The following is a 23,331-nucleotide window of genomic DNA, read 5'->3' as shown; positions in this document are numbered from 1 at the left end:
GGATGGCCGAAACATGAGGCGGTGGCACGAATCAGTTGCCTGACCGCCTTATTGCTCCTTCCGGTACAGCGTCTCTTCCTGACAACATTGGAACGGATGGAGGATACTCATGGCTCAGTATACGCCAATGATTCAACAATATTTGCAAGTGAAGGCCGAAGCGCAGGACGCTTTTCTTTTTTTTAGATTAGGTGATTTCTATGAATTGTTCTTTGAGGATGCGGTCAATGCTTCCCGTGAGCTTGAAATTACATTAACTGCACGCGCAGGAGGGGGAGAAGATAAAATCCCGATGTGCGGCGTGCCTTATCATTCGGCTGACAATTACATACAGCGCTTGATTGAAAAAGGATACAAAGTAGCCATCTGTGAACAGATGGAAGATCCAACGGTAACCAAAGGCATGGTACGGCGTGAAATTGTACGAGTCATTACACCGGGAACGGTGATGGAAGGCAAGACATTGGGGGATAAGTCCAATAACTATATGGTTTGCCTGACAGGAAACCAGAACACACTTGCGCTTGCTGCCTGTGACTTGTCTACTGGGGAACTCTACGTGACTTCGGTTCCATACTCCCAAGAGTGGCTCAAGGATGAAATCGGGATCTACGAACCTTCGGAACTGGTGGGGGATGCTGCGCTGCTGGATACGGTGGCTGCCCAGGCATCTCCAATTGGTCGACCTGTGGTGTACACGCCGTGGACGAAGAGTAAAGAAGATTTGGTGCGTCAGCAATTCGGCGAAGCGGTATGGGCACGTCTGGAGCCTGAACGCCAAGCGTGTATAGCGCGTCTTTTCTCCTATTTAAGTGAGACACAGAAACGTTCACTCGGACAATTGACACAGGTTTCAACGTATGAGCCTGACCACTTTATGATACTGGATCCGTTTACTCGGCGTAACCTGGAACTGGTGGAAACGGTACGTGAGCGTTCCAAAAAAGGTTCGCTGTTATGGCTGCTGGACCGCACAGAGACGTCCATGGGTGCACGAATGCTGCGTCGTTGGGTAGATAAACCCTTGCTGCAAAAAGGCAAAATCAATGAGCGTTTGGAAGCAGTAGATACACTGTATAACCAGTTTATATTGCGGGAAGATCTGCGTGCTGAACTCAAAGACATCTATGATCTGGAACGTCTCGTAGGTCGAATTGCCTTTGGTAACGCTAACGGACGGGATCTGAATGCACTCAAGCTGTCATTGGACAAAATTCCGGGGCTGCGTCAGTATTGTGCAGATTCGCCTTCCACAACGCTGCAGCACATTGCTGGTGTTATGGATGATTGCAGTGATTTGCGAGATGCAATCGGTCAGGCGATCGTTGATGAGCCGCCTGTGTCGGTACGAGATGGTGGCTTAATTCGCGAGGGGTATCATGAGAGGCTGGACGAGCTCCGGGAAGCATCGGTGAATGGCAAGCAGTGGATTGCAGAGCTGGAAGCCAGAGAGCGTGAAGCGACCGGCATTCGTTCTCTGAAAATCGGTTACAATAAAGTATTTGGATACTATATTGAAATTACCAAGTCGAATCTGGCTTCTTTGCCGGAAGGCCGTTATGAGCGGAAGCAGACTCTTGCCAATGCCGAGCGTTATATTACGCCCGAACTGAAAGAGAAGGAAACACTGATTCTCGAAGCACAGGACAAGATGGTCGATATTGAGTACGGCTTGTTCGCGGAATTGCGGGAACGGCTCAATCAGGAGATCGCCAGGCTGCAGAAGTTGGCTGAGCTGGTCGCAGAGATTGATGTGTATCAATCCTTTGCGGTCATCAGTGCAGAGCGCAATTTCGTAAAGCCTACATTGACTGACGGGTATGATCTGGTCGTGGAACAGGGACGTCATCCGGTGGTTGAAGCGGTGATGCGAGATGGAGCTTTCATTGCCAACAATACTGCAATGCAGAAGGACGAGGCGCACATTCTGCTGATTACCGGCCCGAATATGGCGGGGAAAAGTACGTATATGCGGCAGGTGGCGCTGATTTCGATTCTGGCGCAGATCGGCTGTTTCGTGCCAGCTGGGCAAGCTGAAGTACCGATTATGGATCGTATTTTCACACGGATTGGTGCGGCAGACGATCTCATCGGCGGACAAAGTACGTTTATGGTGGAGATGGCCGACATTCAGGTCATGACGGATAAAGCAACACCACGCAGCCTGATTATTATTGATGAATTGGGCCGGGGAACGTCTACCAGTGAGGGAATGGCGATTGCCCAGTCTGTCATTGAATATGTGCACGATATCATTGGGTGCAAAGCACTGGTATCAACTCATTTCCATGAGCTTGCTCATTTGGAAGAGAGTTTGGACAAGTTGGCGAATTACTCCATGGCCGTTCAGGAGAGTGGGGACAAGGTTAATTTCCTGCGTAAATTGATCGCCGGGGCTGCAAGCAGCAGCTACGGAATCTATTGCGCACGGCTTGCAGGTCTGCCGGACAGCATTATTGAACGGGCGAATGGCTTGCTGCACGGTTTCGAACATGCGGCAGCACAGGTTGCGGTCGGCAGCGAATATGCAGGGAATGGCAAACAGCAGATTGGCGTTGATGTGCGAGGTGGTGCGGAGTTCCAGACTACAGATCACTCGTCATTGATCCGGGAGCGCGAGTCTGCGGTACCTGTCGAGTTCACAGTTTCGAGTGAAGATTCAGCAGGTAAACAAAACGACAAGAAACAACACGACAAGAAACAAAACGGCAAGCAGCAGTCAGGCTCCAAACATGCGGACGTGGTTCAACTGTCCATATTTGGTGATGACGAGCCAAGTGTAACTCCGAAACCGGATGTGGTTGCGGTTGACAAGCCCGCCCGGGAGTTTATCCGTCATATGAAAGATATTGATGTCATGAACATGACGCCGCTTCAAGCGATGCAGATATTGAATGATCTTAAGTTGAAGGCACAGCAATTATCCTGAGTATAGGGGAGGGGAAAACCTGTGGCGAAAATACATGTACTTGATGAACATATTGCCAACCAGATTGCGGCGGGTGAGGTCGTTGAACGGCCTGCTTCAGTTGTCAAGGAGTTGCTGGAGAACTCGGTAGATGCAGGTGCCACCAAAATTGAAGTAACAGTGGAAGAGGGCGGCCTGCTCAGCATTCGTGTCAAAGACAACGGTTCCGGTATCGAGGCTGAGGATATGGAAACAGCCTTTTATCGTCATGCAACCAGCAAAATAGCCCAGGGCCGCGATTTGTTCCAAATCACAAGTCTTGGATTCCGTGGAGAAGCCCTGGCGAGTATTGCCGCTGTATCTAAGGTAGAAGTGTTATCGGCCAGTGGAAATGACGGGCGAGGGCGCCGTATCGTAATTGAGGGCGGCAAACTTTGCTCCCATGAGGATGCAACCTCACCTCAAGGCACAGAATTTGCAGTGAAAGAACTATTTTTTAATACGCCTGCCAGACTTAAATATATGAAAACGATCCAGACCGAGCTGGGTCATATCTCGGATGTACTTTACCGAATGGCAATGTCTCATCCAAACATTTCGTTTAGGCTGCGTCATAATGAGAATGTGCTGCTTCAGACGCTGGGGAACGGGGATCTGCTGCAAGTGGTGGCAGCGATCTATGGTACAAGTGCTGCCAAAGCGATGCTCCCGATCCAGGGTGAAAATCTGGATTATCGTGTGAGCGGGCTCATCAGTTTGCCGGAATGGACTCGTGCCAATCGTGGCGGCATGTCAACCATTGTGAATGGACGATATATTCGGAATTACGGTCTCAATCAGGCTATTCTAAAGGCGTATCATACCTTGCTGCCTATTAATCGGTATCCGCTTGTCGTGGTGCAATTGGAAATGCATCCGTCCCTGGTCGATGTGAACGTACATCCGGCGAAGCTGGAAGTTCGTTTCAGCAAGGAAGCAGAGCTGTACGAGTTTGTTGAAACTACACTGCGAGGTATATTGCGGCAGGAAGTGCTTATTCCACAGGTAACCAAGCAGCAAATCAGACGCGGAGACAACAGTTCCTTTATTCAGGAGCAATTCCTCTTTCCAAGAGGTCCTTTGAAGGATGAATCGGAATCGGCAGGTTATGGACAACAAGGTCCGTTGGGGAAACAGCATGAGCTTGGTAAATTGACTCCTGAGGATGATGATCTGGATGCTCCGGCTGATGTGCAATCAGGTTCTGATGGAAATGGTGTGGGTCAGATGTTACCGTTGCCTGAAGCTCCACCTGAGATACCGCCTTCCTATGATCCATTTGGGATGATAAGCGGGGAATCAGGATCTAATGTACTGAAGCATAATTATAGTGATAACGAAAATTCCCATAGTGGTCCAGCTTCTGCTGTGAGTGGAAATAACGGTGCTGCTGAAGATCGTGCTTCGCAAGATGCCACACCTTCCGCAGAGGATAATGGGTCATCTGCTCCTGCTTCACAGGGTGCTGCTGCTTCTACCTATCGTTCCCATTCGGTGAATTCTCCGGTTAGAGAAGGTCGTTCATCTTATAATCCGTCAGTGCCGGGTGCAAAAGGAGAGCGGAGCTGGAAGGCTGCAAGTTTACCGGACCCGGAAAGACTGGCATCTGCTGTTAAATCAGATGTTTCCATGCCTGCATTTCCTGAATTAAGCCTGATTGGACAGCACCATGGGACGTATTTGATTGCACAAAATCAAGACGGTCTATATCTGATCGATCAGCACGCGGCTCATGAACGAGTGAATTATGAGTATTACTACGAGCAGTTTGGCAATCCCGCTCAAGCTTCGCAGGAGCTGCTGCTGCCCATTACACTGGAGTTCACACCATCCGAGACCGAAAAGCTCAAAACAAGACTGGCTTGGTTCGAGCAGGCAGGTGTTTATTTGGAACATTTCGGCGGACAGACCTTCCGGGTGCGTTCCCATCCGTTCTGGTTCCCCAAGGGGGATGAGAAGGACATTATTGAAGAGATGTCAGAATGGGTTCTAAGTGAACGAAGTATTGATGTTGCCAAGATGCGAGAAGCGGCGTCCATTATGTGCTCCTGCAAGGCTTCTATCAAAGCCAATCAGAAATTGACGGATCAGGAAGCGGAAGTATTGATTCAGCGTCTTGGTTCCTGCCGTCAACCATATACTTGTCCACACGGGCGACCGATTGTGGTGTCATTTTCAACCTATGATCTGGAGAAATTGTTCAAACGGGTCATGTAGCTATTTAGGAGGAAGTTATGTATATTACAACCGGTGAAAAGGAAGCAGGCCACCTTGTGGAACGTGCACGAAACCTTGCGGAAACAACGGGAGGGACCTATATATCGCGCCAAAAAATGTCTTTGCCTGCACTGATCGCACATTATGGGATAGATGAGGTTCTGGTTGTACTTCAGGGTAAAGTACGTTTGTTTCGTCCGGATTCACCGCTGCTTGAGTTTCACCCCAGTATGGGATTTGTACGCGCCAAACGTGTGTTAAATGGAGAGGCTGACCCGATGCTGGAGGCGGGGGCTGTACTTGAAGGGGATACCGTTATCGACTGTACAGCAGGATTGGGCACGGATGCACTGGTATTCTCGGTTGCAGTAGGCAAAAGTGGCCGAGTGATTGCATGCGAAAGCTCCCTTCCGCTTTATACGCTGCTAGTGGAGGGAATGTCCCAATATGAGAGTATTAAGCCAGCGGTAAATGATGCTTTCCGGCGCATTGAGCTGCGTCATGCAAATCATCTCGATTTACTGCGCTCCTTGCCGGATCGAAGCTGTGACACGGTCTATTTTGACCCCATGTTCCGTGAACCGATGATGGATTCAAGTGGCATCAAGCCTTTGCGGGATTATGCAAATCACAATGCACTGGATGAACAGAGCATTATTGAAGCGAAAAGGGTTGCCCGCAAGCGGGTGGTCATGAAAGAGAAGCGCGGCAGCGCGGAGTTTACGAGACTCGGTTTTGAAGTACACGACCGGGGCAATGCAAAAACACTGTACGGAGTGATTAATGTTGAAAGCGGAAGTTAAACCGAAGCTGCTTGTGCTGGTCGGACCGACAGCTGTAGGCAAAACGAGAATGAGTATTGAGCTTGCACAGGCGTTCAATTGCGAGATTATTTCGGGGGATTCCATGCAGGTATATCGCGAAATGGATATCGGAACGGCCAAAATTACTCGCGATGAAATGAAGGGTGTACCCCACCACCTCATCGACATCCATGAACCGGAATACCCCTATTCCGTGGCGGAATTTCAGGAGAGCTGCACACGTCTGATTGGGGAAATTCATGAGCGCGGCAAGTTGCCTTTTATTGTTGGAGGTACCGGTCTGTATGTGGAATCGGTAAGTTATGGCTTTCAATTCTCGGACAGCGGCTCGGATGAAGCGTTTCGGGATGAACAGTTCCGTTATGCCGAGCAGTATGGCCCGCAGGCGTTACATGATAAGCTAAGGGTCATTGATCCAGTTAGCGCAGAACGACTGCATCCGAATGACCAGCGACGAATTGTTCGTGCACTGGAGATTTATCACCTCACAGGTGAGAAGTTATCCGAGCAGCTGGCTACCCAGAAAAAAGAGTCTCCATATGACCTGCTCATAGTGGGTTTGACGATGGATCGGCAGAAGCTGTACGCCCGAGTGGAAGAGCGGATTGATCTTATGATCGAGCAGGGTCTGGTAGAGGAGGTTAAGTCATTACTGGAGCGTGGCGTAGCGAGAGGACATATCTCCATGCAGGGACTCGGCTATAAGGAAATTGCGGCTTATCTTCAGGGTGAGGTAAGCTGGGAGGCTGCCGTAGAGTGGCTGAAAAGGGATACGCGCCGGTTTGCCAAGCGGCAATTGTCCTGGTTCCGTCATATGAAGGACATTGAATGGGTAGATATGACGGATACCGAAGATTTTGCAGGCAATTATGCCCACGTATGTGAGCTGATCAAACGCAAATTTGACTGAATATAGAAGGTGGATATTGCCACCTGTTTAGGACTATAGAACCTCTATCTTTTAGAAATGAAAGGTAGAGGTTTTTTATATGAAATCGTGACTACAATAATGCAGATATAGGAAGCCTGTGATGATTCTATTGAAGAAAATTGTTGTAAAAAAATAACATAAATATTAAAATAGTTAAAATAAAATATTATAAAATGCGCTTGTTTAGTTTGGGTGAAAGGCTTTACATCGGAAGGGGAGGAGATTGTATGAGTGCGGAACGGAGCGGAATGGAGTGGCAAGTTTATATCTCTTTTTCTCAGGATTATTTGGAATTGGGTTTGCCATTGCGGGTCTAGTTGCCTTGATTTGGTTAATTATCGTTCTAATCCGTACCAATACATACCTGAAACTCTTAATCAAAGATAGAAGAAATCGGCAAAATATGACGTTAGCCAGCGAAGAAGGGAAACCGTTTACAGGTAGGGAGAAGTGAAGAGGAAAGCAGGCGAAAAGGGAGAATTTGTCCCTCTTTTGCAATTCCGGCAAGCGGTGTATAATGGATAAGTCTTCTAGTTGCAGGCGAAGCGTAGGCAAAGGTGCAAAATAGCAGACAAGGGGTTTTTGTGGATTATATGAATCCGTTCATGATATAATAGCACGAAAGCTACTCAGCGATATTGAATATTACTTAAACACGAATTCAAATGAACCAATGGGGGTACGGCTAATGAACAAGTCCATCAACATCCAAGATACGTTCTTGAACCAACTGCGGAAAGAAAACATTCCAGCTACGGTCTATCTGACCAATGGCTTTCAAATCCGCGGAACGATCAAGGCATTTGACAATTTTACGATCGTCATTGACAGCGACGGACGCCAGCAAATGGTCTACAAGCACGCCATCTCCACGTTCACGCCGCAACGCAGCGTATCGCTGATGCAGCAAGATAATAGCGGCGAAGCTTAAAAAATTACGAAACCTTTTTATCAACCATTTCGTCTACACGTATAGGAATTGAAACAGAGCAACCTGAATAAGGGTTGTTCTTTTCATTCCGGGCTAAATAAGCTTCATAGAAGCTTGAGCCAGCAGACGAATAGAAATTATGCAACCGAAAGGGAGTCAGGAGGTAACATGCCAAACGATCCGTTGTCGAGGTCTAACAATCGCAACAGTAATAACAAGTCATCCAAAAAAGCGAAGCCAAAGACCTCTAAAAAGAAAAAAATTACGGGTAAACGCGTTGGATGGACACTGTTTTTTACCATGGCAATCGCCATATTCTGTGCACTTGGCGGATATTTATTTATTATGGTGAGTGGGGAAAAGCTGCTCAAAGCCAATATGGACAAAACAACAATCAATGAAACGTCGAAAGTATATGATCGCAACGGACAGTTAATGGGCGAGTTGTCCATTCAAAAGCTGGAGCCAGTCAAAGAAGAGGATATTCCGGAATTAGTAAAGGAAGCCTTTGTTGCGACCGAGGATAAACGATTCTACGAGCATCAGGGCGTGGATATCTGGTCCATCGGACGGGCGGCGGTAAAAGACGTCATGGCCCGCTCCATGGTGGAGGGTGGCAGTACGTTGACCCAGCAGCTTGCGAAAAATATGTTCTTGTCCCGTGACAAGACCTTCTTCCGTAAAGCAACGGAAGTATCCATTGCGATGGCATTGGAGCGCAAGTACACAAAAGACGAAATTCTGACGATGTATTTGAACCGGATTTTCTTCGGGCATCAGCGTTATGGGATTAAGGCAGCGTCTGAATTTTATTTTGGGGAGTCTAACCTTAACGATTTAAAAATTTGGCAAATTGCTACGCTGGCAGCGATGCCTAAAGGGCCTTCTGCCTATAACCCGCTGAGCAATCCCAACGATTCCAAGGCACGCCGCGCCGTGGTATTGCAGCTGATGTATGAGCAAGGTTATATCACCAAGGCGGAGATGGATGAAGCCAAAGAAGTAGATTATGACTATACTCCGCCTGAGAAAGAGCAGAAGTATCAAGCCTTTATTGACTATGTTCTGCGTGAAGCGGAAAAAGTGACTGGTAAAACGGAGGATGATCTGAATATCGGCGGGTACAAAATTTACACGACGATGGATGCTCAGGCTCAAACAGCCATGGAGAGTGCGTTCTCGGATGATAGCTTGTTTGAGTCAAGTAAAGATGATCAACCAGTTCAAGGCTCCATGGTAATTATGAACCATGAAAATGGCAGTCTCGTCGCTTTGCTGGGCGGACGGGATTATCAAACAAAGGGCTACAGCAGGGTAACACAGAGTCGCAGACAGCCCGGATCGGCGTTTAAACCGATTGTGACTTATGCACCTGCACTTGAGTCAGGTAATTACAATGCAAACTCACCTCTCAGTAATGAGAAGCAATGCTTCGGGAATTACTGTCCGGGTAACTTGCATGGTTATTCTTCAACCATTAGCATGACGGATGCCATTACAAAATCGGAGAACATCCCGGCAGTATGGCTCTTAAATAAAATTGGTGTGAATACAGGTGTTCAGTTTGCAAAAAGCGTAGGTATTCAGCTTACGGATGAAGACAAAAACCTGGCGATTGCGCTGGGTGGTCTTAGCAAAGGTACGAATACGCTTGAAATGGCGCAAGCCTATAGTGCATTTGCCAATCTGGGTGAGTACCAGCAGGCGTATTCCATTAAGGAAATTAAGGATAGTTCCGGCAAAACGACCTTTAAACATGATAAATCGGATACAACACGTGTCATGAGTGAGCAAAATGCGTATTCCCTGACGCAGATGCTGCAAAACGTGGTGAATGACGGTACAGGTCGTTCCGCACGTTTAGATCGACCGGTTGCTGGTAAGACGGGAACCGTTCAAAGTGGTATTTCCGGCAACAGTGCCAACCGTGATGTTTGGTTCGTCGGATACACGCCAGAATGGACTGCTGCAGTATGGATGGGTTATGACAATCCTGATGCAAACCATATGCTCAAGAATAGCAGTAAGCTGTCAGCGGCGTTCTTTGCCAAAGTTATGGGGGATGCGTTAAAAGGAGTGCCTGTGAAGGGCTTCAAAGCTCCAGCAGGAGCCCAGACACCACCTCCGCCGGAAAAAGAACCAGAGCAACCATCGCTTTCTGTTAGCGGGTTGAATGGTTCTTACGATCCATCTACACAAACGGTGTCACTGAACTGGACTGCAACAGGCGATTCGTCAACACAGTACCGGATTTATCGGAAAGAATCTTCCGAAGGACAGTTCACCCATCTCATTGATGCTGTAGGTTCGACCAGTGCACAAGATTTAAGTGCTCTCCCTGGGCTTACTTATGAGTATTATGTAACAGCCTATGATCTTGCCTCTGGACTGGAGACGGATCCGTCCAATACCATATCGCTGATGATTGAAGCGGAGGAATTGGAACCGGAACAGCCAGATACGGGCACGGAGCCAGGAACGGAACCCGGAACCGAGCAGCCAGGAACAGAAAATCCGGACAACGGTTCTCCGGGGAATGGAAGTTCTGAGGGTAACAATGGCAACGGCAACGGCAACGGCAACGGAAACGGAAATGAAAATGGCAACAATGGTAACGGGAATAATGGAAACAATGGCGGGACAGGTCAAGGGAACGGACAGACCGGAGAAGGAAACACGCCGCCTGGACAGGGAACAACAGAACCGGGAGGTACGGGTGAGGGTTCCAATGATGGGTCTGTAACGACACCGGGTGAGGTAGTCACGCCACCAGATAGTGGAAACAGCGGTAACACGGGTGAGACGAATGCACCGCCAGATTCCCAAGCTGGAACCGGTGGTTAATGAGAATAAACCGCATTAAATAATTACAACCTAAAGCCTGCTCCCTGACGTTGGGGAAGCAGGCTTTTTGGTTTGTGTAATGTTTGGAGTGGAACAAGAGCCCTACAACAGATGGGACAAAGCTTGATTTTGAGTGTATAACTTAAATATGGTAAGCTGTAACTATTCGTAATACGTTGTGCAAAGTCGATTCAGGGACTTGTGGAATCGGTAATGCGGACAGTATTCGCTGTTCACCAATATTCAGCAGGTCACGGACCTGTAGTCGGCAAAGAGGGGTTCGTATGAAACGGAAATTCGGGGACCGCGCGAACTGGCGCCGGATTACGAACCGACAATTTACATGCCGGTTCGTTCAATCCAAAATTTTCACAGGTTACATTACGCTGTATACGATACAAGATTTGAAAGAGCCTTTGTGGAAAACCTATGGAGGAAGTACCTTCTGCATTGCGGATAAAGGTTATTCCTGGCTGCAGTATTATCCGAAAGGCGAGCATTTTGTTGTTACGGCTATGTTTGACGATCAGGAGCGGATTGTTGAATGGTATATTGATACTTGCCGCAGTCAGGGTATAACTGATCAGGGTGTTCCGTGGTTTGATGATCTGTATCTGGATGTCGTCGTCCTGAAGGATGGAGAAATATTTTTGCTGGACGAGGATGAACTTGAAGATGCTCTTTCACGTAAGCACATTACGACGGGGGATTACGATCTGGCTAACCGGACAGCAAAGGACTTGTTGCATGCCATTGATGCACATGTGTTTCCTTATTTCCAACTATCTCTGAAGCATAGACAAACCCTGTTTGAGAATGGGGAGTTCAGAAAAAATATTCAGATTTGAGTCATGGAAAAGTCGCAGAATTCTTCATCATCCTTCTAATATTAGAGCACCTGATAGAATACATTAATAATCAGGAGAGTTCAGCCCGATAAAATAGAGGTGATGGCGAATGAACGGACGGGTCATGGCTGCAGGAGGGCAACCGGGAGGCAGACCATCCAGACAAATTAATGTTGTTTTGCGTAACCAGGAACCTCAGATGCTGGTCAAAGAAGAAGAGACGGCAATACAGGCAGCAAAAGGCTTAGCCAAGCATGCGCACTTTCAGGAAATTCAAGGTGAATTGGAGCAACTGGTTGGACTGGAAAATATCAAGGATTTGGTATTTGAAATCTATGCGTTCTTACAGATTGCCCAGATGCGTACCGAAGCAGGACTGATAAGTGGGGCGCACGTGTATCATATGATTTTCAAAGGCAATCCGGGAACTGGAAAAACAACGGTAGCACGGATCGTTGCGAAGTTGTTTCAGAAGATGGGAGTTCTAAGTAAGGGTCATCTGATTGAAGTGGAACGTGCAGACCTGGTCGGGGAGTACATCGGGCATACTGCACAGAAAACGAGAGATCTGGTTAAGAAGGCACTGGGTGGAATTTTGTTTATTGACGAGGCGTACAGTCTGGCTCGCGGGGGCGAGAAGGATTTTGGGAAGGAAGCTATCGACACACTTGTAAAATCAATGGAAGATAATAAGAATCAATTTATCCTCATCTTGGCAGGATACTCAGAAGAGATTGATTTTTTTCTGCAGACCAATCCCGGATTACCTTCCCGTTTTCCGATCCAGGTTGAATTTCCGGACTATAGCATTGATCAATTGATTCAAATCTCCGAAATTATGGCCAAGGAACGTGACTATATTCTCATGCCACAGACCATACTCAAACTAAAGCAGCATCTTCTTCAGGAAAAAAATGAGTCTCTTCATGCGTTCAGCAACGCACGATATGTCCGAAATGCGATTGAACGATCGATTCGCCATCAGGCCGTTCGACTATTGGAACAGTATACCCAGGGGAATCCGGGAAAACTGGAGCTGATGACCATCCGCACAGAGGATTTGAAGTTTGAGCAAAAGTAAGCGATAATATAATTTTTAACGCAGCCGGCCGGGTTAACCGGTTCGGCTTAAAGCATGCCATGTAAGCATGGTGGCACAGAATATATGCGGAGACGTAGTAGAAGGAGTGAATATACACGATGACAAATGGCACACATGATACAGATATGGTGAAGAAGGATCGCGCCGTGTTGGTGAGTCTGGTTACCGATGAGGTCAAACGTTCGGGTATTAACCCGGAGTACTCCCTTGAGGAGTTGGTAAAACTCGCCGAGACGGCAGGCGTAGAAGTGCTGAGTGTATTGTCACAGAACCTGAAAACCCGGGACACCAAATGGTTCATTGGTAAGGGAAAAGTGGAAGAACTTCGTGCAGTGGCTGAGGAAATGGGAGCAACAACAGCTATTTTTGACCAGGAGCTGTCCGGTGCTCAAGTTCGTAACCTGGAAGAAGCGTTGGATCTCAAAATTATTGACCGCACCCAGCTGATTTTGGATATCTTTGCGCAGCGCGCCAACACAAGAGAAGGTATAATCCAGGTTGAGTTGGCTCAGTTGAGCTATTTGTTACCACGTTTGTCGGGTCACGGGAAGAATTTGTCCAGACTTGGTGGCGGAATTGGAACGCGGGGTCCAGGTGAAAGTAAACTGGAGACGGATCGTCGACATATTCGTGGCCGCATAGATGACTTGAAGCGTCATTTGGAAGAAGTGACACGTCACCGCAAGCTGCACCGGGAGCGTCGCAAAAAGACGGGGATCGTTCAGGTAGCCCTTGTAGGTTATACGAATGCGGGCAAATCAACCTTGCTTAAACAATTAACAGCAGCAGATGTGTACATTCAAGATCAGCTGTTTGCTACACTGGATCCAACATCACGGACGATGGAACTGCCAAGTGGTAAAGAAATCGTACTCACAGATACGGTTGGGTTTATACAAAACCTTCCTCATGATCTGATTGCGGCTTTCCGTGCAACGCTGGAGGAAGTGAATGAAGCGGACCTTATATTACATGTGGTCGATGCATCATCTGCAATGCGTGAAGACCAGATGAGAACGGTACACACGATTTTGCAGCAACTGGGTTCAGGGGACAAGCCTCAATTGGTATTGTATAACAAAAAGGATGCTTGTACACCGGAGCAGCTTGAAATGCTTCCTTTGGATAAAGAACATATCAAAGTGAGCGCTCTGGATGCAGATGACTTGCTGAAAATTCGTGAGCTTATCCAGGCTGAATTGACTGGCGCTACCAAACGGTTCCGTATTCCGGCTGAGCGTGGCGATCTTACATCTGTACTTTACAAAATAGGCGATGTTGTTGAGACTACATTTGAAGATAATGATGTAATTTATGAAGTGGAACTGCAAAAAGGCGAATATGAGAAATTCGGTTATTTACTTGAAGATTTCATACAACTGTAACATCGATGACATATTTGTAGATAAGTTGACACGATAATTGATGTTTGACGTCAGATTCGTGCTATGAAGGGGAATGAAGCAAGATGGCAAGCTTTGATTCAGAGATTATTGAACTTCAACGACAGGTTGAACGTCAGATTGAAGGGCAATTGCAACAGATTGACCGGATCACCGATCATAACCAATGGAAAGTAATTAATGCTTTTCAGCGTAGAAAAGTCAGTGATTTTCACTTTGCGGGTTCAACGGGGTACGCTTATAACGATCGAGGGCGTGAGGTGCTTGATGAAGTGTATGCCGATGTGTTCGGTGCAGAGGCGGCACTGGTGCGTCCCCATTTTGCATCAGGTACACATACTATTGCTACAGCTTTGTTCGGTGTGCTCCGTCCAGGCGACGAGTTATTGTACATTACGGGTAAGCCCTATGACACATTGCATAAGGTCATTGGCAAGCCTGGTGATGGAACAGGATCGTTACGGGATTTCGGCATTGGCTATCAAGAGACGGCTCTGTTAGAAGATGGCGGAGTAGATTGGGTGGCGGTAGAGAAAAGTATCAATGCAGCGACAAAAGTCATTGGTATTCAACGCTCCAGAGGATATGATTGGAGATCTTCCTTCTGTATTGAAGAAATCTCTGATATGGTTACACGTGTAAAGGCGATCAAGGAAGATGTCATCGTTTTTGTGGATAACTGTTATGGTGAATTCACGGAGGAACGTGAACCAACTGAAATTGGGGTGGACCTAATGGCAGGTTCACTGATTAAAAATCCCGGTGGAGGTCTGGCGGAAACCGGTGGATACATATGCGGGAAGGAAAAGTACGTACAATTGGCTGCCTATCGTTTGACTGCTCCCGGAATTGGCGGTGAGGTTGGCGCGATGTTGGGAACAACTCGTGGCATCTACCAAGGACTTTACATGGCTCCGACAATTGTAGGACAGGCCATTAAAGGGAGCACATTCGCTGCGGCGATGTTTGCTACATCCGGATTTGTAACCAAACCGGCATGGAACGAGATGCGTACAGATCTGATTCAGGCTGTACAATTCAGTTCGGCCGAGCATTTAATTGCCTTTGTGCAAGGAATACAGCGGGCTGCTGCAGTAGATAGCCATGTAGTTCCTGAACCGTGGGACATGCCGGGTTACGAGCACCCTGTCATCATGGCGGCAGGTACGTTTATACAGGGTGGAAGTCTGGAATTGTCAGCAGATGCACCTATCCGTGAGCCTTATATTGGCTATATGCAGGGTGGTTTAACATACTCTCATGTTAAATATGGCGTTTTGATGGCATTACAGACCATGAAAGAACGCAAATTATTGTGAGTTTATCTAACACATCATTGACACTTAGTAATAACTAACTGTACAATAGAGTGAAGAAAAGATGACTGGAAGGTTGATGAATGATGGGTGACGAAATTCGCAGAAATATGGCCTTATTCCCGATAGGTATTGTAATGAAACTTACGGATCTGTCCGCGCGTCAGATTCGTTATTATGAGCAGCACAGCTTGATTGTTCCTGCGAGAACGTCAGGTAATCAGCGTTTGTTCTCTTTCAATGACGTAGAACGATTGCTGGAAATCAAGGCTCTGATTGAAAAAGGAGTTAACATCGCGGGTATTAAACAAGTGATGAATCCTGTATCCAAGGAGTCAGAAGAAGCGACTGTTATTACACCCGATACGGAAGTGAAACGCAGAGAACTTTCGGACTCCCAACTGCACCGTCTGTTGAAACAACAACTGGTGTCAGGTAAGAGACCTGGACAAGTATCTCTCATTCAGGGAGAGCTTTCCCGTTTCTTTAATAAAAAATAAGTTCGTATAACCTCGTAGGTCAGGGGAAATCCTGCTTTTAGGTAGGAGGACTCCTTGACCCATGCAATATTCTAATGTACAAATATAACAGGCAAGCCAATTACGCAGAGAAGAAAGGGAGAGGGTATCGTGAGTTTTACTAAAGAAGACATACTACGCATCTCAAAAGAAGAAAATGTACGATTCGTTCGTTTGCAATTTACCGATTTGCTTGGAGCAATCAAAAACGTTGAAATTCCTGTGAGCCAACTTACCAAGGCTCTGGACAATAAAATGATGTTTGATGGTTCTTCCATTGAAGGTTATGTTCGTATTGAAGAGTCCGACATGTACCTCTATCCGGATCTCGATTCTTGGCTGATTTTCCCTTGGGTAGCCGAGAACCGTGTTGCTCGACTGATTTGCGACGTATATCTTCCGGATGGTAATCCGTTTCCAGGAGATCCGCGTGGCATCTTGAAACGAAACCTGAAAGAAGCCGAAGAAATGGGATTCACTTCCTTCAACGTCGGTCCTGAACCAGAGTTCTTCTTGTTCAAAACAGACGAAAAAGGAAACCCGACTAACGAACTGAATGACCAAGGTGGATATTTCGACCTTGCGCCTACGGATCTTGGCGAGAACTGTCGTCGTGATATCGTAATTACCCTTGAAGAGATGGGATTTGAGATCGAAGCTTCCCACCATGAGGTAGCTCCAGGTCAGCATGAGATCGACTTTAAATATGCTGATGCTCTAAAAGCAGCAGACCAGATCCAAACGTTCAAACTCGTTGTTAAAACGATTGCACGTCAGCATGGTTTACATGCTACCTTTATGCCGAAACCGCTGTTTGGTATGAACGGTTCCGGTATGCACTGTAACCAATCCTTGTTCCAAGGCAAAGTGAACGCATTCGTAGACGAGTCGGACGAGCTGGGTCTGAGCAAAACTGCACGTCACTTCATGGCTGGAACTTTGAAGCATGCGCGTGCGTTTGCAGCAATTACGAACCCAACTGTGAACTCATACAAACGTCTTGTACCAGGTTATGAGGCCCCTTGTTATGTAGCATGGTCCGCCAGTAACCGTAGCCCAATGATCCGTATTCCAGCTTCCCGTGGTCTGAGTACACGTGTTGAGGTTCGTAATCCGGATCCGGCTGCTAACCCTTACTTGGCTTTGGCTGTTTTATTGAAAGCAGGTCTGGACGGAATCAAACGTGAGCTTTCCTTACCAGCTCCGATTGACCGGAACATCTACATCATGTCAGAAGAAGAGCGTGTGGAAGAAGGCATTCCAAGCTTGCCGGCTGACCTGAAAGAAGCATTGAACGAATTGATCCGCAGCGAAGTTATCTGTGATGCTCTCGGCGACCACGCCCTGGCTCACTTCTATGAGCTGAAAGAAATTGAGTGGGACATGTATAGAACACAAGTCCACCAATGGGAACGCGATCAATATATCACATTGTACTAATAGCTGAATCCCTTGGCGCTCTAGCGCTGAGGGATTTTTCTTTATGCACTAATCTTTACTTCACAAAATAAATGAAGTTAAGATTAGTGCATAACTTAAAAATGAACATAAAATTCCATTAAACTAAGAGAGCATATGGTCGGAAAGGTTGGTAACGCACCAACATCTACGGTATTTCACGCCGCCGCTAATCTATTTCAGCTACTTCCCGATGGTCGGAATGGCAGGACTTGAACCTGCGATCTCTTGCTTCCAAGGCAAGCGAGAACTCCAAACTTCTCCACAACCCGATATGCTGGTCCCGACGGGAATCGAACCCTTGAGAAGCGGCGTATGAGACCGCTCTGAGAATCAACACTCGCCCCCGCATTGGCACGGGTCCGTCTGTGCTCACCGCACATTTAACTCTAGCAACCCCCACATAAGTTCACAGCCTTGAACGTTTACTATTTCGCCACGAACACCAAGTCTTTCACACTAGTCAATTTCGAGAATCGTCAGTTGGCTTGCACATGATTGATATGTAAGTCTAGGAGTGTGCTTTCTAATTAAAAAAACTTTTTCAAGTATTTCACTAGGTTGCTCCTTACATTTTCAGCAGTCGAGCCATCTACGTGAAAGGTTGCGTCTAGTACGTACAAAAAGCTTAAGTACGCACAAACCTACCTATATTGGTAAATGAGGTGGTCATATTGAAATGCGGTTGCGGAAGGTTTATTACGCAGAATGCAAAGGCTCTAGCCACTATCTATGAGACGGAAGGCAGTAAATGTATCCACTGTCTATCGGATACCTTGAATGTTCCTTATCAAGAGTTAGTGGATAGGTACATGGGAATTTACGAGTGCCGACCTTGTGCTCAAGATAAGAAGAAAGCGGAGATACGTAGAAAATTACTTGGACTAGGGGGATAACAATGAAATACCTGAAATCAGGTTTTACCGCCCCATCGGTGAAGAACTTGAATGTACTATTACTTAATGATTTGCATATCGGGTCTGAAGCCGCCGATATTAGGTTGCTTGATAGAGCGATTGACTTCGCCAAGACTAATGAACATAACTTTCGTATTCTACTGAACGGTGACTATATTGAAGGAGTCATAAAACTCAGTAAAGGTGGAATATATATACAATATATGTATCCAAGAGAACCAATTTATTTTGTAATGGACAAGCTTGAGCCTGTAAAACCTTTGAACGTTACATATTGTGGGCATTGGCACAAGGAATTTAGTAAGCCAATCAAGAGATTCGCTATTGACCCGTACAATGGATTGGTTCGAGAAGAGAAGCGTTGGCTGGTTTGCCGAAATACGATTGTCAACACTGCGGAGTATGCGGTGCGTGACGGCTTTGAAGAATCGTTCCCATCTCAATCACACTTGACTCTTTCCGGTAAGAAGTCGAACAAAGGGATTGACGTAAAATGGATTCGCTAATCAAGTGCATTAAGTGCGAGTTCAGGTACGTCACAGATAAAGCAAGGGAGAACTTTGTTGCCGAAGGGCTTCAAGGAGAACCCCTGCTTTGTCTCCATTGTATCGGTAAAATTACGGGAAAAGTCATGAACCGATACGGCTACTTGGTCTTGCCTGAAGAGTTAGATGATTCTAACCAACGGATGCAAGTTCTGCCAAAAACACTCACTGGCTGTAGACCGTGTATGAAGAAGAGAGGGTTATCGTGATGAAAACAGAGAGAATCTACTTGAGAACAACTCCGGAGAATAAAAAGTATTTGCAGGAGGTGGCTGACCACTATTTTGAGGGAAACCTGTCTGCCGTTTTCGAGTTTATGATTGAACGTTTTGATATGCGCTTAGAAGGGATGGATTGATATAGCTGAATTTGCCGATTCGGAAGAGATGTACAAGTACAAACAGGGACAAGACCCTGAGTTTCCAGAGATAATGTCATCTATCGGGCATCGTGGAAAATCAACCCGAACATCAAATGGGAAGACTTGAACATGGACTTTGCAAAAGACCCTGAAGAACTGGAACACTGGCCAATGCCTTCCCTCATGGGGGCATCCAGAAACTAAAGACAAAGCCACAGGCAACTTACGCCGTGGCTCTGTTTCTTTTGGTATAAACGTAGACCAGTAGTCCGCAATCCTCCAAAGCCTGTAACGATATGACAACTGTTTTCCTGCTCAGTTTAGTCAGCTTTACGATTTCATCTTGCAACGGGAACTCCGTCCTACCATCGCTCAGAAGCTTCGTCACCGCAAGGTATGTGGTAATAGCCGAAGCATTCAACCCTCTCTCGAATAGGTCAGCCGCCAGTAAATACCTCTCGTTTTCTACGTCCTTTACCACGCCGTACGTGCTTGCTCTCATGTAATCTCACTACCTCTCATTTTGTGGGTAGAGACATTATTCACAAGATTAGTAGATTATATACGTGTTCATATATCACTTTTTATACAATATCTAGCACCCGCCGCCAGATACGTACTGCATGTTATGTCTGAAGTGTACGGTTTACCATACAGACCCCTATGAAGTGTAAAAAGTGCATTTGTTGTGAGTTCTGTATTGTAAAGTTTACACCGTATAAAGAGATATAAAAGAAAGATATATAAAAGAAAGATATATAGAATAATAAAACATTGGCAAGGGGTAGTGAAAATACTCACTGAGTAAAACTATGCAAAGCGTGGCGTTACCCTGCGGGTCACGCTATTTGTTTTTAAAAGCTTTCGGTTAAAGCGAGACTCCACCTACCTATAATGACTTGTGACAAAGACAGAAAGGTGGTAAGAAGTTTGGGATGCTGAAAGAACATGTTTACCCGTCTGAACACAAGTCTGGTCAGAAATTAGTGGACGACTTTTTACTTGGTTTGAATTATTACATATCACAATGAGGGGAGCATTTTAACAATGGCAGGAACAACAAACAAACGGAAGAGGACTCCTAAAGCCCCTGAGAAAGAGACCGAGACGGTTAGCGTGGATGGATTGGAGGGCGATGTGGTTGCAGAGTTCACCCAACAACTTTCTATCTTCGGTCAGTTCATTTATAACGCTCAAGAAGAAGATACAACCTTGATTGTCGAGAACTTGGGCTTCGGAGATATCTATGTTAGTGACAAGCCGAATCTCCGAGTGGGCAATGAAGAGCAACGTTTGCTTTTCAAGGAGCAAAAGGCTTTCAAGGCTCGGAAGCTATTTATGACTTCGGGTAGCCAGCCTGTGGCATCCATTATCGAAATCAAGTAAAGAAAGGGCAGTTGGGATGGAAGGTGATGGTCATCGATAGAACACACACCAGCTACTTAGCTTCTAAAGACCCTATGGGCAGTGGGTAGACTTGGGCGACAACATCCATGAATCCAACGTCAGGAGCGCTCCTAATAGAATGAAAAAGAACCATTTAGGTAGAGATTCCACCGTCTCACTGTTCGAATATAGCCTTAATAAGTCCATTTCGATGGTGGACAACGCAGTACACAGGGCGGTTAGAAATATACCCATTTCAACTTATATTGGTATACGAAGCATTCATAAGAGGATGTGATGATATGGGAAAGATCAGCGTCTCTGATGTTTACGCCTATATTCATTCCACGCTTCGTCATGACCCTGAGATTTTTGCCATGCTAGGGCTGGCGGCAGACACTTCTCTGGAAGATTTGGGAACGAAGATTCAGAAGAGGAAGAAGCCGAAGGACTTAGTTCAGCACAACTTGCCCTTGATTACGTTCTACAAAAATCCTGGCGCAAGAGGCGAAAATCACCTTGAGTATAGGTTCATCGTTGACTTCGATATCTATACACAGGATGACGTGGAACTGGCAGTGAACATCGCTGACCGTATTTGCCAAATTTTCGACGTCCAATACTTTTGGATGCCAAAAGGAAGTGTGTTCAAGGGTGAGTATGTCACAAGTGCTGAAGACGACATTGATCTAGAGAACACCTACAAGTATTTCACCCAAATATGCTTCACCATTGGGATAGATGAATATAAGGAGGTTTTCTGAATGAGTAAGATTACTAAGAACAAAAAAATGTTGATTAAGGGCGCTGGTAAGTTCATGGCGAAAATCCCGAACTGTGACGACCTCGTTACAATCGGTACGCTGAACAACATGCGTCTGGATATTCAGCTGGACATGCAGGACATTGAGGGCGGTGACTCTAGCGTAGCACTGGATACGTTGCTTCGTAAGAAGACAATTGATATCACAGCGGAATCCGCTAAGTTCGACCTTAACCTTGTACGTTTGGCTACTGGCTCGAAACTCCGTGAAGGAATTTCTGGTTCGGCGTACAGCATGGTCACTGAGACCTTTGTAGTCCCTTCCGCTTCTCCGTATCAAGCGAAACTTACTCAAGTCGCTCTTGCTTCTCCAACACCTAAGTCTTTCGAGGGTGCTGTGGGCGGCGCTGACCTGAGTGCAGACGTTACGGTAACGGGTCAGGATGTCGTATTCGATATGGCGCTGGCAGGTAAAACGGTTGTCATCGTTTACGCTGCGGCACTGGCTGGGATTACACCAGACCCTGACGGCTTCGTGTGGGTGCTGGAAGAAAAGCACACGGTTAAACAGAACGGCTCAGACTTTACTGTTGATCTTGTGTACGGAGCATCCCTGAACGTTGACCCTCAGATTTCTGTTCGTACTCTGCAAGGTAACAAATTGCTGAAGAAAACGACTAGCTCTACTCCTACTGAAGACCAGTACTTAGTAAGTGGCGGCATTCTGAAGTTCAACTCGGCCCTCAATGATGTAAACATTTATGTCAACTACAAGCGGAACGAAGTTGTTGATATCCTCGATATCACAACCAAGGACATGCCGTTGACAGTACACGTTGTTCACGATGGTCAGTTCGAGCAGAAGGACGGTACAATCCAAGGTTATCAAACTGAGTTGTTCCAATGCCGTGTGAAGTCCAACTTCACTCTCGACGCACAACGTCAACAAGCGTCCACGCATAGCGTAACGCTGACTGTAATCGACCCTGAACGTCCGGACGGTAAGCTTGGTTCTATCAAGCGTTACGAAGTTGGTTCTGTATCTGCGGAAGATTGCTAATCACTAGACTCCCTTCGGGGAGTCTTTTTACATACCTAATGTTAGAGTCTAGGTTTACTTACTTAGAATGTTCTGTGAGTTGATTGCAGGGACTTCCCCCGCTCTGTGGTCAATTCGATTCACTTTTCTTGGGGGAGAAATATAAAGGGGGCTATTAAAATGAGTGAACGAGATTTAGTTATCCCAAAAGCTGGCGGCATCGCTGAAGAAGTAGCCAGTCAAGTAGAAGAGCAGACTCCACAGGTAACAGCTGAAGAAGAGAAGAAGCCACTGACCCAAGAGGAAGCTGACATTCGCGAGAAAGTATTCTTCGAGACAGATGAACAGGTTCGTTTACGTGACGGTAAGACTTATTACATCCCACCACTAGGGTTGCTTGATGCTCGAAGATTGATGAAGAGACTTAATACGATTGATTCCGGTGTAATCATCGCTAACCTTATCCCTGAAGATGGGGAAGATAGATTTGAAGAATTGCTTGAAGTGCTCCTTATGGCATTTAAGCCATATTACAAACACATGACGGTCGAGCATCTTGGCGAGTACGTTGATTTGGAGACGGCTAAACAGATTATCGATTGCATGATTGGTCTCAATGGGCTAAAAAAGTCCATGTAACCACTCAGGAAGAGGAAGAAGACTATGACAGTCAGCCGCCTGTCGATTGGGCTAACATCTTCTTCAAACTTGCCCACTATTGCCACTTGAAAAAGCATGATGTGTGGCAGTTAACCTTACCTCAGTTAGGTTACTACTTGGAACAATGCAACGAACACATTCAGTTTACTATCAAGGTTTCTACCATGTCGCTTGGCGGTCTGTTCGGCGGAAGCGTTCCTGCTGATGATTCAACCAGTGAAGAGGAAGTAACAACTGACGGTAAATACGTGAATGGTTATAAAGTAGCCGATGCGGAAGACATGAATTTCCTTGCACAGCTATTATAAATCCTCCTGCTCT

21 protein-coding genes and 1 tRNA gene are annotated in these 23,331 nt (G+C 46.4%); 20 read left to right on the top strand and 2 right to left on the bottom strand.

The features are described from left to right. Positions 1–109: 109 nt before the first annotated feature. From mutS to glnA, 13 genes are all read left to right on the top strand, one after another. Positions 110–2,929 (top strand): DNA mismatch repair protein MutS, encoded by a 2,820-nt coding sequence (gene mutS / locus P364_RS0112620; protein ID WP_024630476.1) that lies wholly within the window; start codon positions 110–112, stop codon positions 2,927–2,929. A 21-nt stretch (positions 2,930–2,950) separates the two neighbouring features. Next, entirely contained in the window at positions 2,951–5,164 is a 2,214-nt protein-coding gene (gene mutL, locus P364_RS0112615; protein WP_024630475.1) for a DNA mismatch repair endonuclease MutL, read from the top strand. Between the two features lie 17 nt (positions 5,165–5,181). Continuing rightward, positions 5,182–5,967, top strand: coding sequence for a class I SAM-dependent methyltransferase (locus P364_RS0112610; RefSeq protein WP_024630474.1), 786 nt, complete (start codon positions 5,182–5,184; stop codon positions 5,965–5,967). Beyond that, a complete protein-coding gene (miaA, locus tag P364_RS0112605; protein ID WP_024630473.1) occupies positions 5,951–6,898 on the top strand; it encodes a tRNA (adenosine(37)-N6)-dimethylallyltransferase MiaA in 948 nt (315 codons plus the stop codon). The genes P364_RS0112610 and miaA overlap by 17 nt, the downstream gene beginning before the upstream one ends. 274 nt (positions 6,899–7,172) lie before the next feature. Beyond that, positions 7,173–7,373 (top strand): hypothetical protein, encoded by a 201-nt coding sequence (locus P364_RS0112600; RefSeq protein WP_152532702.1) that lies wholly within the window; start codon positions 7,173–7,175, stop codon positions 7,371–7,373. A gap of 234 nt (positions 7,374–7,607) precedes the next feature. Next, positions 7,608–7,850, top strand: coding sequence for an RNA chaperone Hfq (gene hfq, locus P364_RS0112595; RefSeq protein ID WP_017687918.1), 243 nt, complete (start codon positions 7,608–7,610; stop codon positions 7,848–7,850). 168 nt (positions 7,851–8,018) lie between these two features. Then, on the top strand, positions 8,019–10,694 hold the full coding sequence (locus P364_RS0112590) for a PBP1A family penicillin-binding protein (RefSeq protein ID WP_024630471.1): 2,676 nt from the start codon (positions 8,019–8,021) through the stop codon (positions 10,692–10,694). Positions 10,695–10,978: 284 nt separating this feature from the next. Then, a complete protein-coding gene (locus tag P364_RS0112585; protein WP_024630470.1) occupies positions 10,979–11,542 on the top strand; it encodes a DUF402 domain-containing protein in 564 nt (187 codons plus the stop codon). A gap of 109 nt (positions 11,543–11,651) precedes the next feature. Further along, entirely contained in the window at positions 11,652–12,623 is a 972-nt protein-coding gene (locus tag P364_RS0112580; protein ID WP_024630469.1) for an AAA family ATPase, read from the top strand. A 119-nt stretch (positions 12,624–12,742) separates the two neighbouring features. Beyond that, a complete protein-coding gene (gene hflX / locus P364_RS0112575; RefSeq protein WP_024630468.1) occupies positions 12,743–14,029 on the top strand; it encodes a GTPase HflX in 1,287 nt (428 codons plus the stop codon). 83 nt (positions 14,030–14,112) lie between these two features. Next, on the top strand, positions 14,113–15,366 hold the full coding sequence (locus P364_RS0112570; protein WP_024630467.1) for a methionine gamma-lyase family protein: 1,254 nt from the start codon (positions 14,113–14,115) through the stop codon (positions 15,364–15,366). An 83-nt stretch (positions 15,367–15,449) separates the two neighbouring features. Continuing rightward, the gene (locus P364_RS0112565) at positions 15,450–15,863 is read left to right on the top strand and encodes a MerR family transcriptional regulator (protein WP_024630466.1); all 414 of its coding nucleotides are present in this window, start codon (positions 15,450–15,452) and stop codon (positions 15,861–15,863) included. A 129-nt stretch (positions 15,864–15,992) separates the two neighbouring features. Beyond that, positions 15,993–17,321 (top strand): type I glutamate--ammonia ligase, encoded by a 1,329-nt coding sequence (gene glnA / locus P364_RS0112560; protein WP_024630465.1) that lies wholly within the window; start codon positions 15,993–15,995, stop codon positions 17,319–17,321. Positions 17,322–17,533: 212 nt separating this feature from the next. Here glnA and P364_RS0112555 read toward each other — a convergent pair. Then, positions 17,534–17,611 (bottom strand) — tRNA-Pro (locus P364_RS0112555). A gap of 626 nt (positions 17,612–18,237) precedes the next feature. Here P364_RS0112555 and P364_RS0112545 point away from each other — a divergent pair. After that, a complete protein-coding gene (locus P364_RS0112545; RefSeq protein ID WP_024630463.1) occupies positions 18,238–18,762 on the top strand; it encodes a hypothetical protein in 525 nt (174 codons plus the stop codon). Positions 18,763–19,009: 247 nt separating this feature from the next. Further along, a complete protein-coding gene (locus tag P364_RS37550; RefSeq protein ID WP_161634210.1) occupies positions 19,010–19,159 on the top strand; it encodes a hypothetical protein in 150 nt (49 codons plus the stop codon). Between the two features lie 226 nt (positions 19,160–19,385). Here the strand turns inward: P364_RS37550 and P364_RS0112530 are convergent, their stop codons facing one another. Further along, positions 19,386–19,664: a helix-turn-helix domain-containing protein gene (locus P364_RS0112530; protein WP_024630461.1), complete on the bottom strand. Its 279-nt coding sequence runs from the start codon at positions 19,662–19,664 to the stop codon at positions 19,386–19,388. A 545-nt stretch (positions 19,665–20,209) separates the two neighbouring features. On the opposite strand from P364_RS0112530, the gene P364_RS0112525 reads away from it, so the two are divergent. From P364_RS0112525 to P364_RS37795, 5 genes are all read left to right on the top strand, one after another. Beyond that, positions 20,210–20,548: a hypothetical protein gene (locus tag P364_RS0112525; RefSeq protein WP_024630460.1), complete on the top strand. Its 339-nt coding sequence runs from the start codon at positions 20,210–20,212 to the stop codon at positions 20,546–20,548. Between the two features lie 302 nt (positions 20,549–20,850). Then, positions 20,851–21,312, top strand: coding sequence for a hypothetical protein (locus P364_RS0112520; RefSeq protein ID WP_024630459.1), 462 nt, complete (start codon positions 20,851–20,853; stop codon positions 21,310–21,312). Then, the gene (locus P364_RS0112515) at positions 21,313–22,371 is read left to right on the top strand and encodes a hypothetical protein (RefSeq protein WP_024630458.1); all 1,059 of its coding nucleotides are present in this window, start codon (positions 21,313–21,315) and stop codon (positions 22,369–22,371) included. It abuts the gene before it with no gap. A gap of 159 nt (positions 22,372–22,530) precedes the next feature. Beyond that, positions 22,531–22,989, top strand: coding sequence for a hypothetical protein (locus tag P364_RS0112510; protein ID WP_024630457.1), 459 nt, complete (start codon positions 22,531–22,533; stop codon positions 22,987–22,989). After that, complete coding sequence (locus P364_RS37795; protein WP_052016609.1) at positions 22,950–23,318, top strand: hypothetical protein; 369 nt, start codon at positions 22,950–22,952, stop codon at positions 23,316–23,318. Before P364_RS0112510 ends, P364_RS37795 begins: the two co-directional genes overlap by 40 nt. Positions 23,319–23,331: the final 13 nt, after the last annotated feature.

Origin of the sequence: Paenibacillus sp. MAEPY2 (assembly GCF_000499205.1) — a bacterium.
GTDB lineage: Bacteria > Bacillota > Bacilli > Paenibacillales > Paenibacillaceae > Paenibacillus > Paenibacillus vandeheii.
This window is presented reverse-complemented; position numbering and strand designations above follow the sequence as displayed.

What these genes read in the sequence shown, in the direction of transcription:
- mutS (WP_024630476.1), top strand. Translation starts at nt 110, where the DNA reads ATGGCTCAGTATACGCCAATGATTCAACAATATTTGCAAGTGAAGGCC.
- P364_RS0112610 (WP_024630474.1), top strand. Translation starts at nt 5,182, where the DNA reads ATGTATATTACAACCGGTGAAAAGGAAGCAGGCCACCTTGTGGAACGT.
- hfq (WP_017687918.1), top strand. Translation starts at nt 7,608, where the DNA reads ATGAACAAGTCCATCAACATCCAAGATACGTTCTTGAACCAACTGCGG.
- P364_RS0112590 (WP_024630471.1), top strand. Translation starts at nt 8,019, where the DNA reads ATGCCAAACGATCCGTTGTCGAGGTCTAACAATCGCAACAGTAATAAC.
- P364_RS0112585 (WP_024630470.1), top strand. Translation starts at nt 10,979, where the DNA reads ATGAAACGGAAATTCGGGGACCGCGCGAACTGGCGCCGGATTACGAAC.
- P364_RS0112580 (WP_024630469.1), top strand. Translation starts at nt 11,652, where the DNA reads ATGAACGGACGGGTCATGGCTGCAGGAGGGCAACCGGGAGGCAGACCA.
- hflX (WP_024630468.1), top strand. Translation starts at nt 12,743, where the DNA reads ATGACAAATGGCACACATGATACAGATATGGTGAAGAAGGATCGCGCC.
- P364_RS0112570 (WP_024630467.1), top strand. Translation starts at nt 14,113, where the DNA reads ATGGCAAGCTTTGATTCAGAGATTATTGAACTTCAACGACAGGTTGAA.
- P364_RS0112565 (WP_024630466.1), top strand. Translation starts at nt 15,450, where the DNA reads ATGGGTGACGAAATTCGCAGAAATATGGCCTTATTCCCGATAGGTATT.
- P364_RS0112545 (WP_024630463.1), top strand. Translation starts at nt 18,238, where the DNA reads ATGAAATACCTGAAATCAGGTTTTACCGCCCCATCGGTGAAGAACTTG.
- P364_RS37550 (WP_161634210.1), top strand. Translation starts at nt 19,010, where the DNA reads ATGAAAACAGAGAGAATCTACTTGAGAACAACTCCGGAGAATAAAAAG.
- P364_RS0112530 (WP_024630461.1), bottom strand. Translation starts at nt 19,664, where the DNA reads ATGAGAGCAAGCACGTACGGCGTGGTAAAGGACGTAGAAAACGAGAGG.
- P364_RS0112525 (WP_024630460.1), top strand. Translation starts at nt 20,210, where the DNA reads ATGGCAGGAACAACAAACAAACGGAAGAGGACTCCTAAAGCCCCTGAG.
- P364_RS0112520 (WP_024630459.1), top strand. Translation starts at nt 20,851, where the DNA reads ATGGGAAAGATCAGCGTCTCTGATGTTTACGCCTATATTCATTCCACG.
- P364_RS0112515 (WP_024630458.1), top strand. Translation starts at nt 21,313, where the DNA reads ATGAGTAAGATTACTAAGAACAAAAAAATGTTGATTAAGGGCGCTGGT.
- P364_RS0112510 (WP_024630457.1), top strand. Translation starts at nt 22,531, where the DNA reads ATGAGTGAACGAGATTTAGTTATCCCAAAAGCTGGCGGCATCGCTGAA.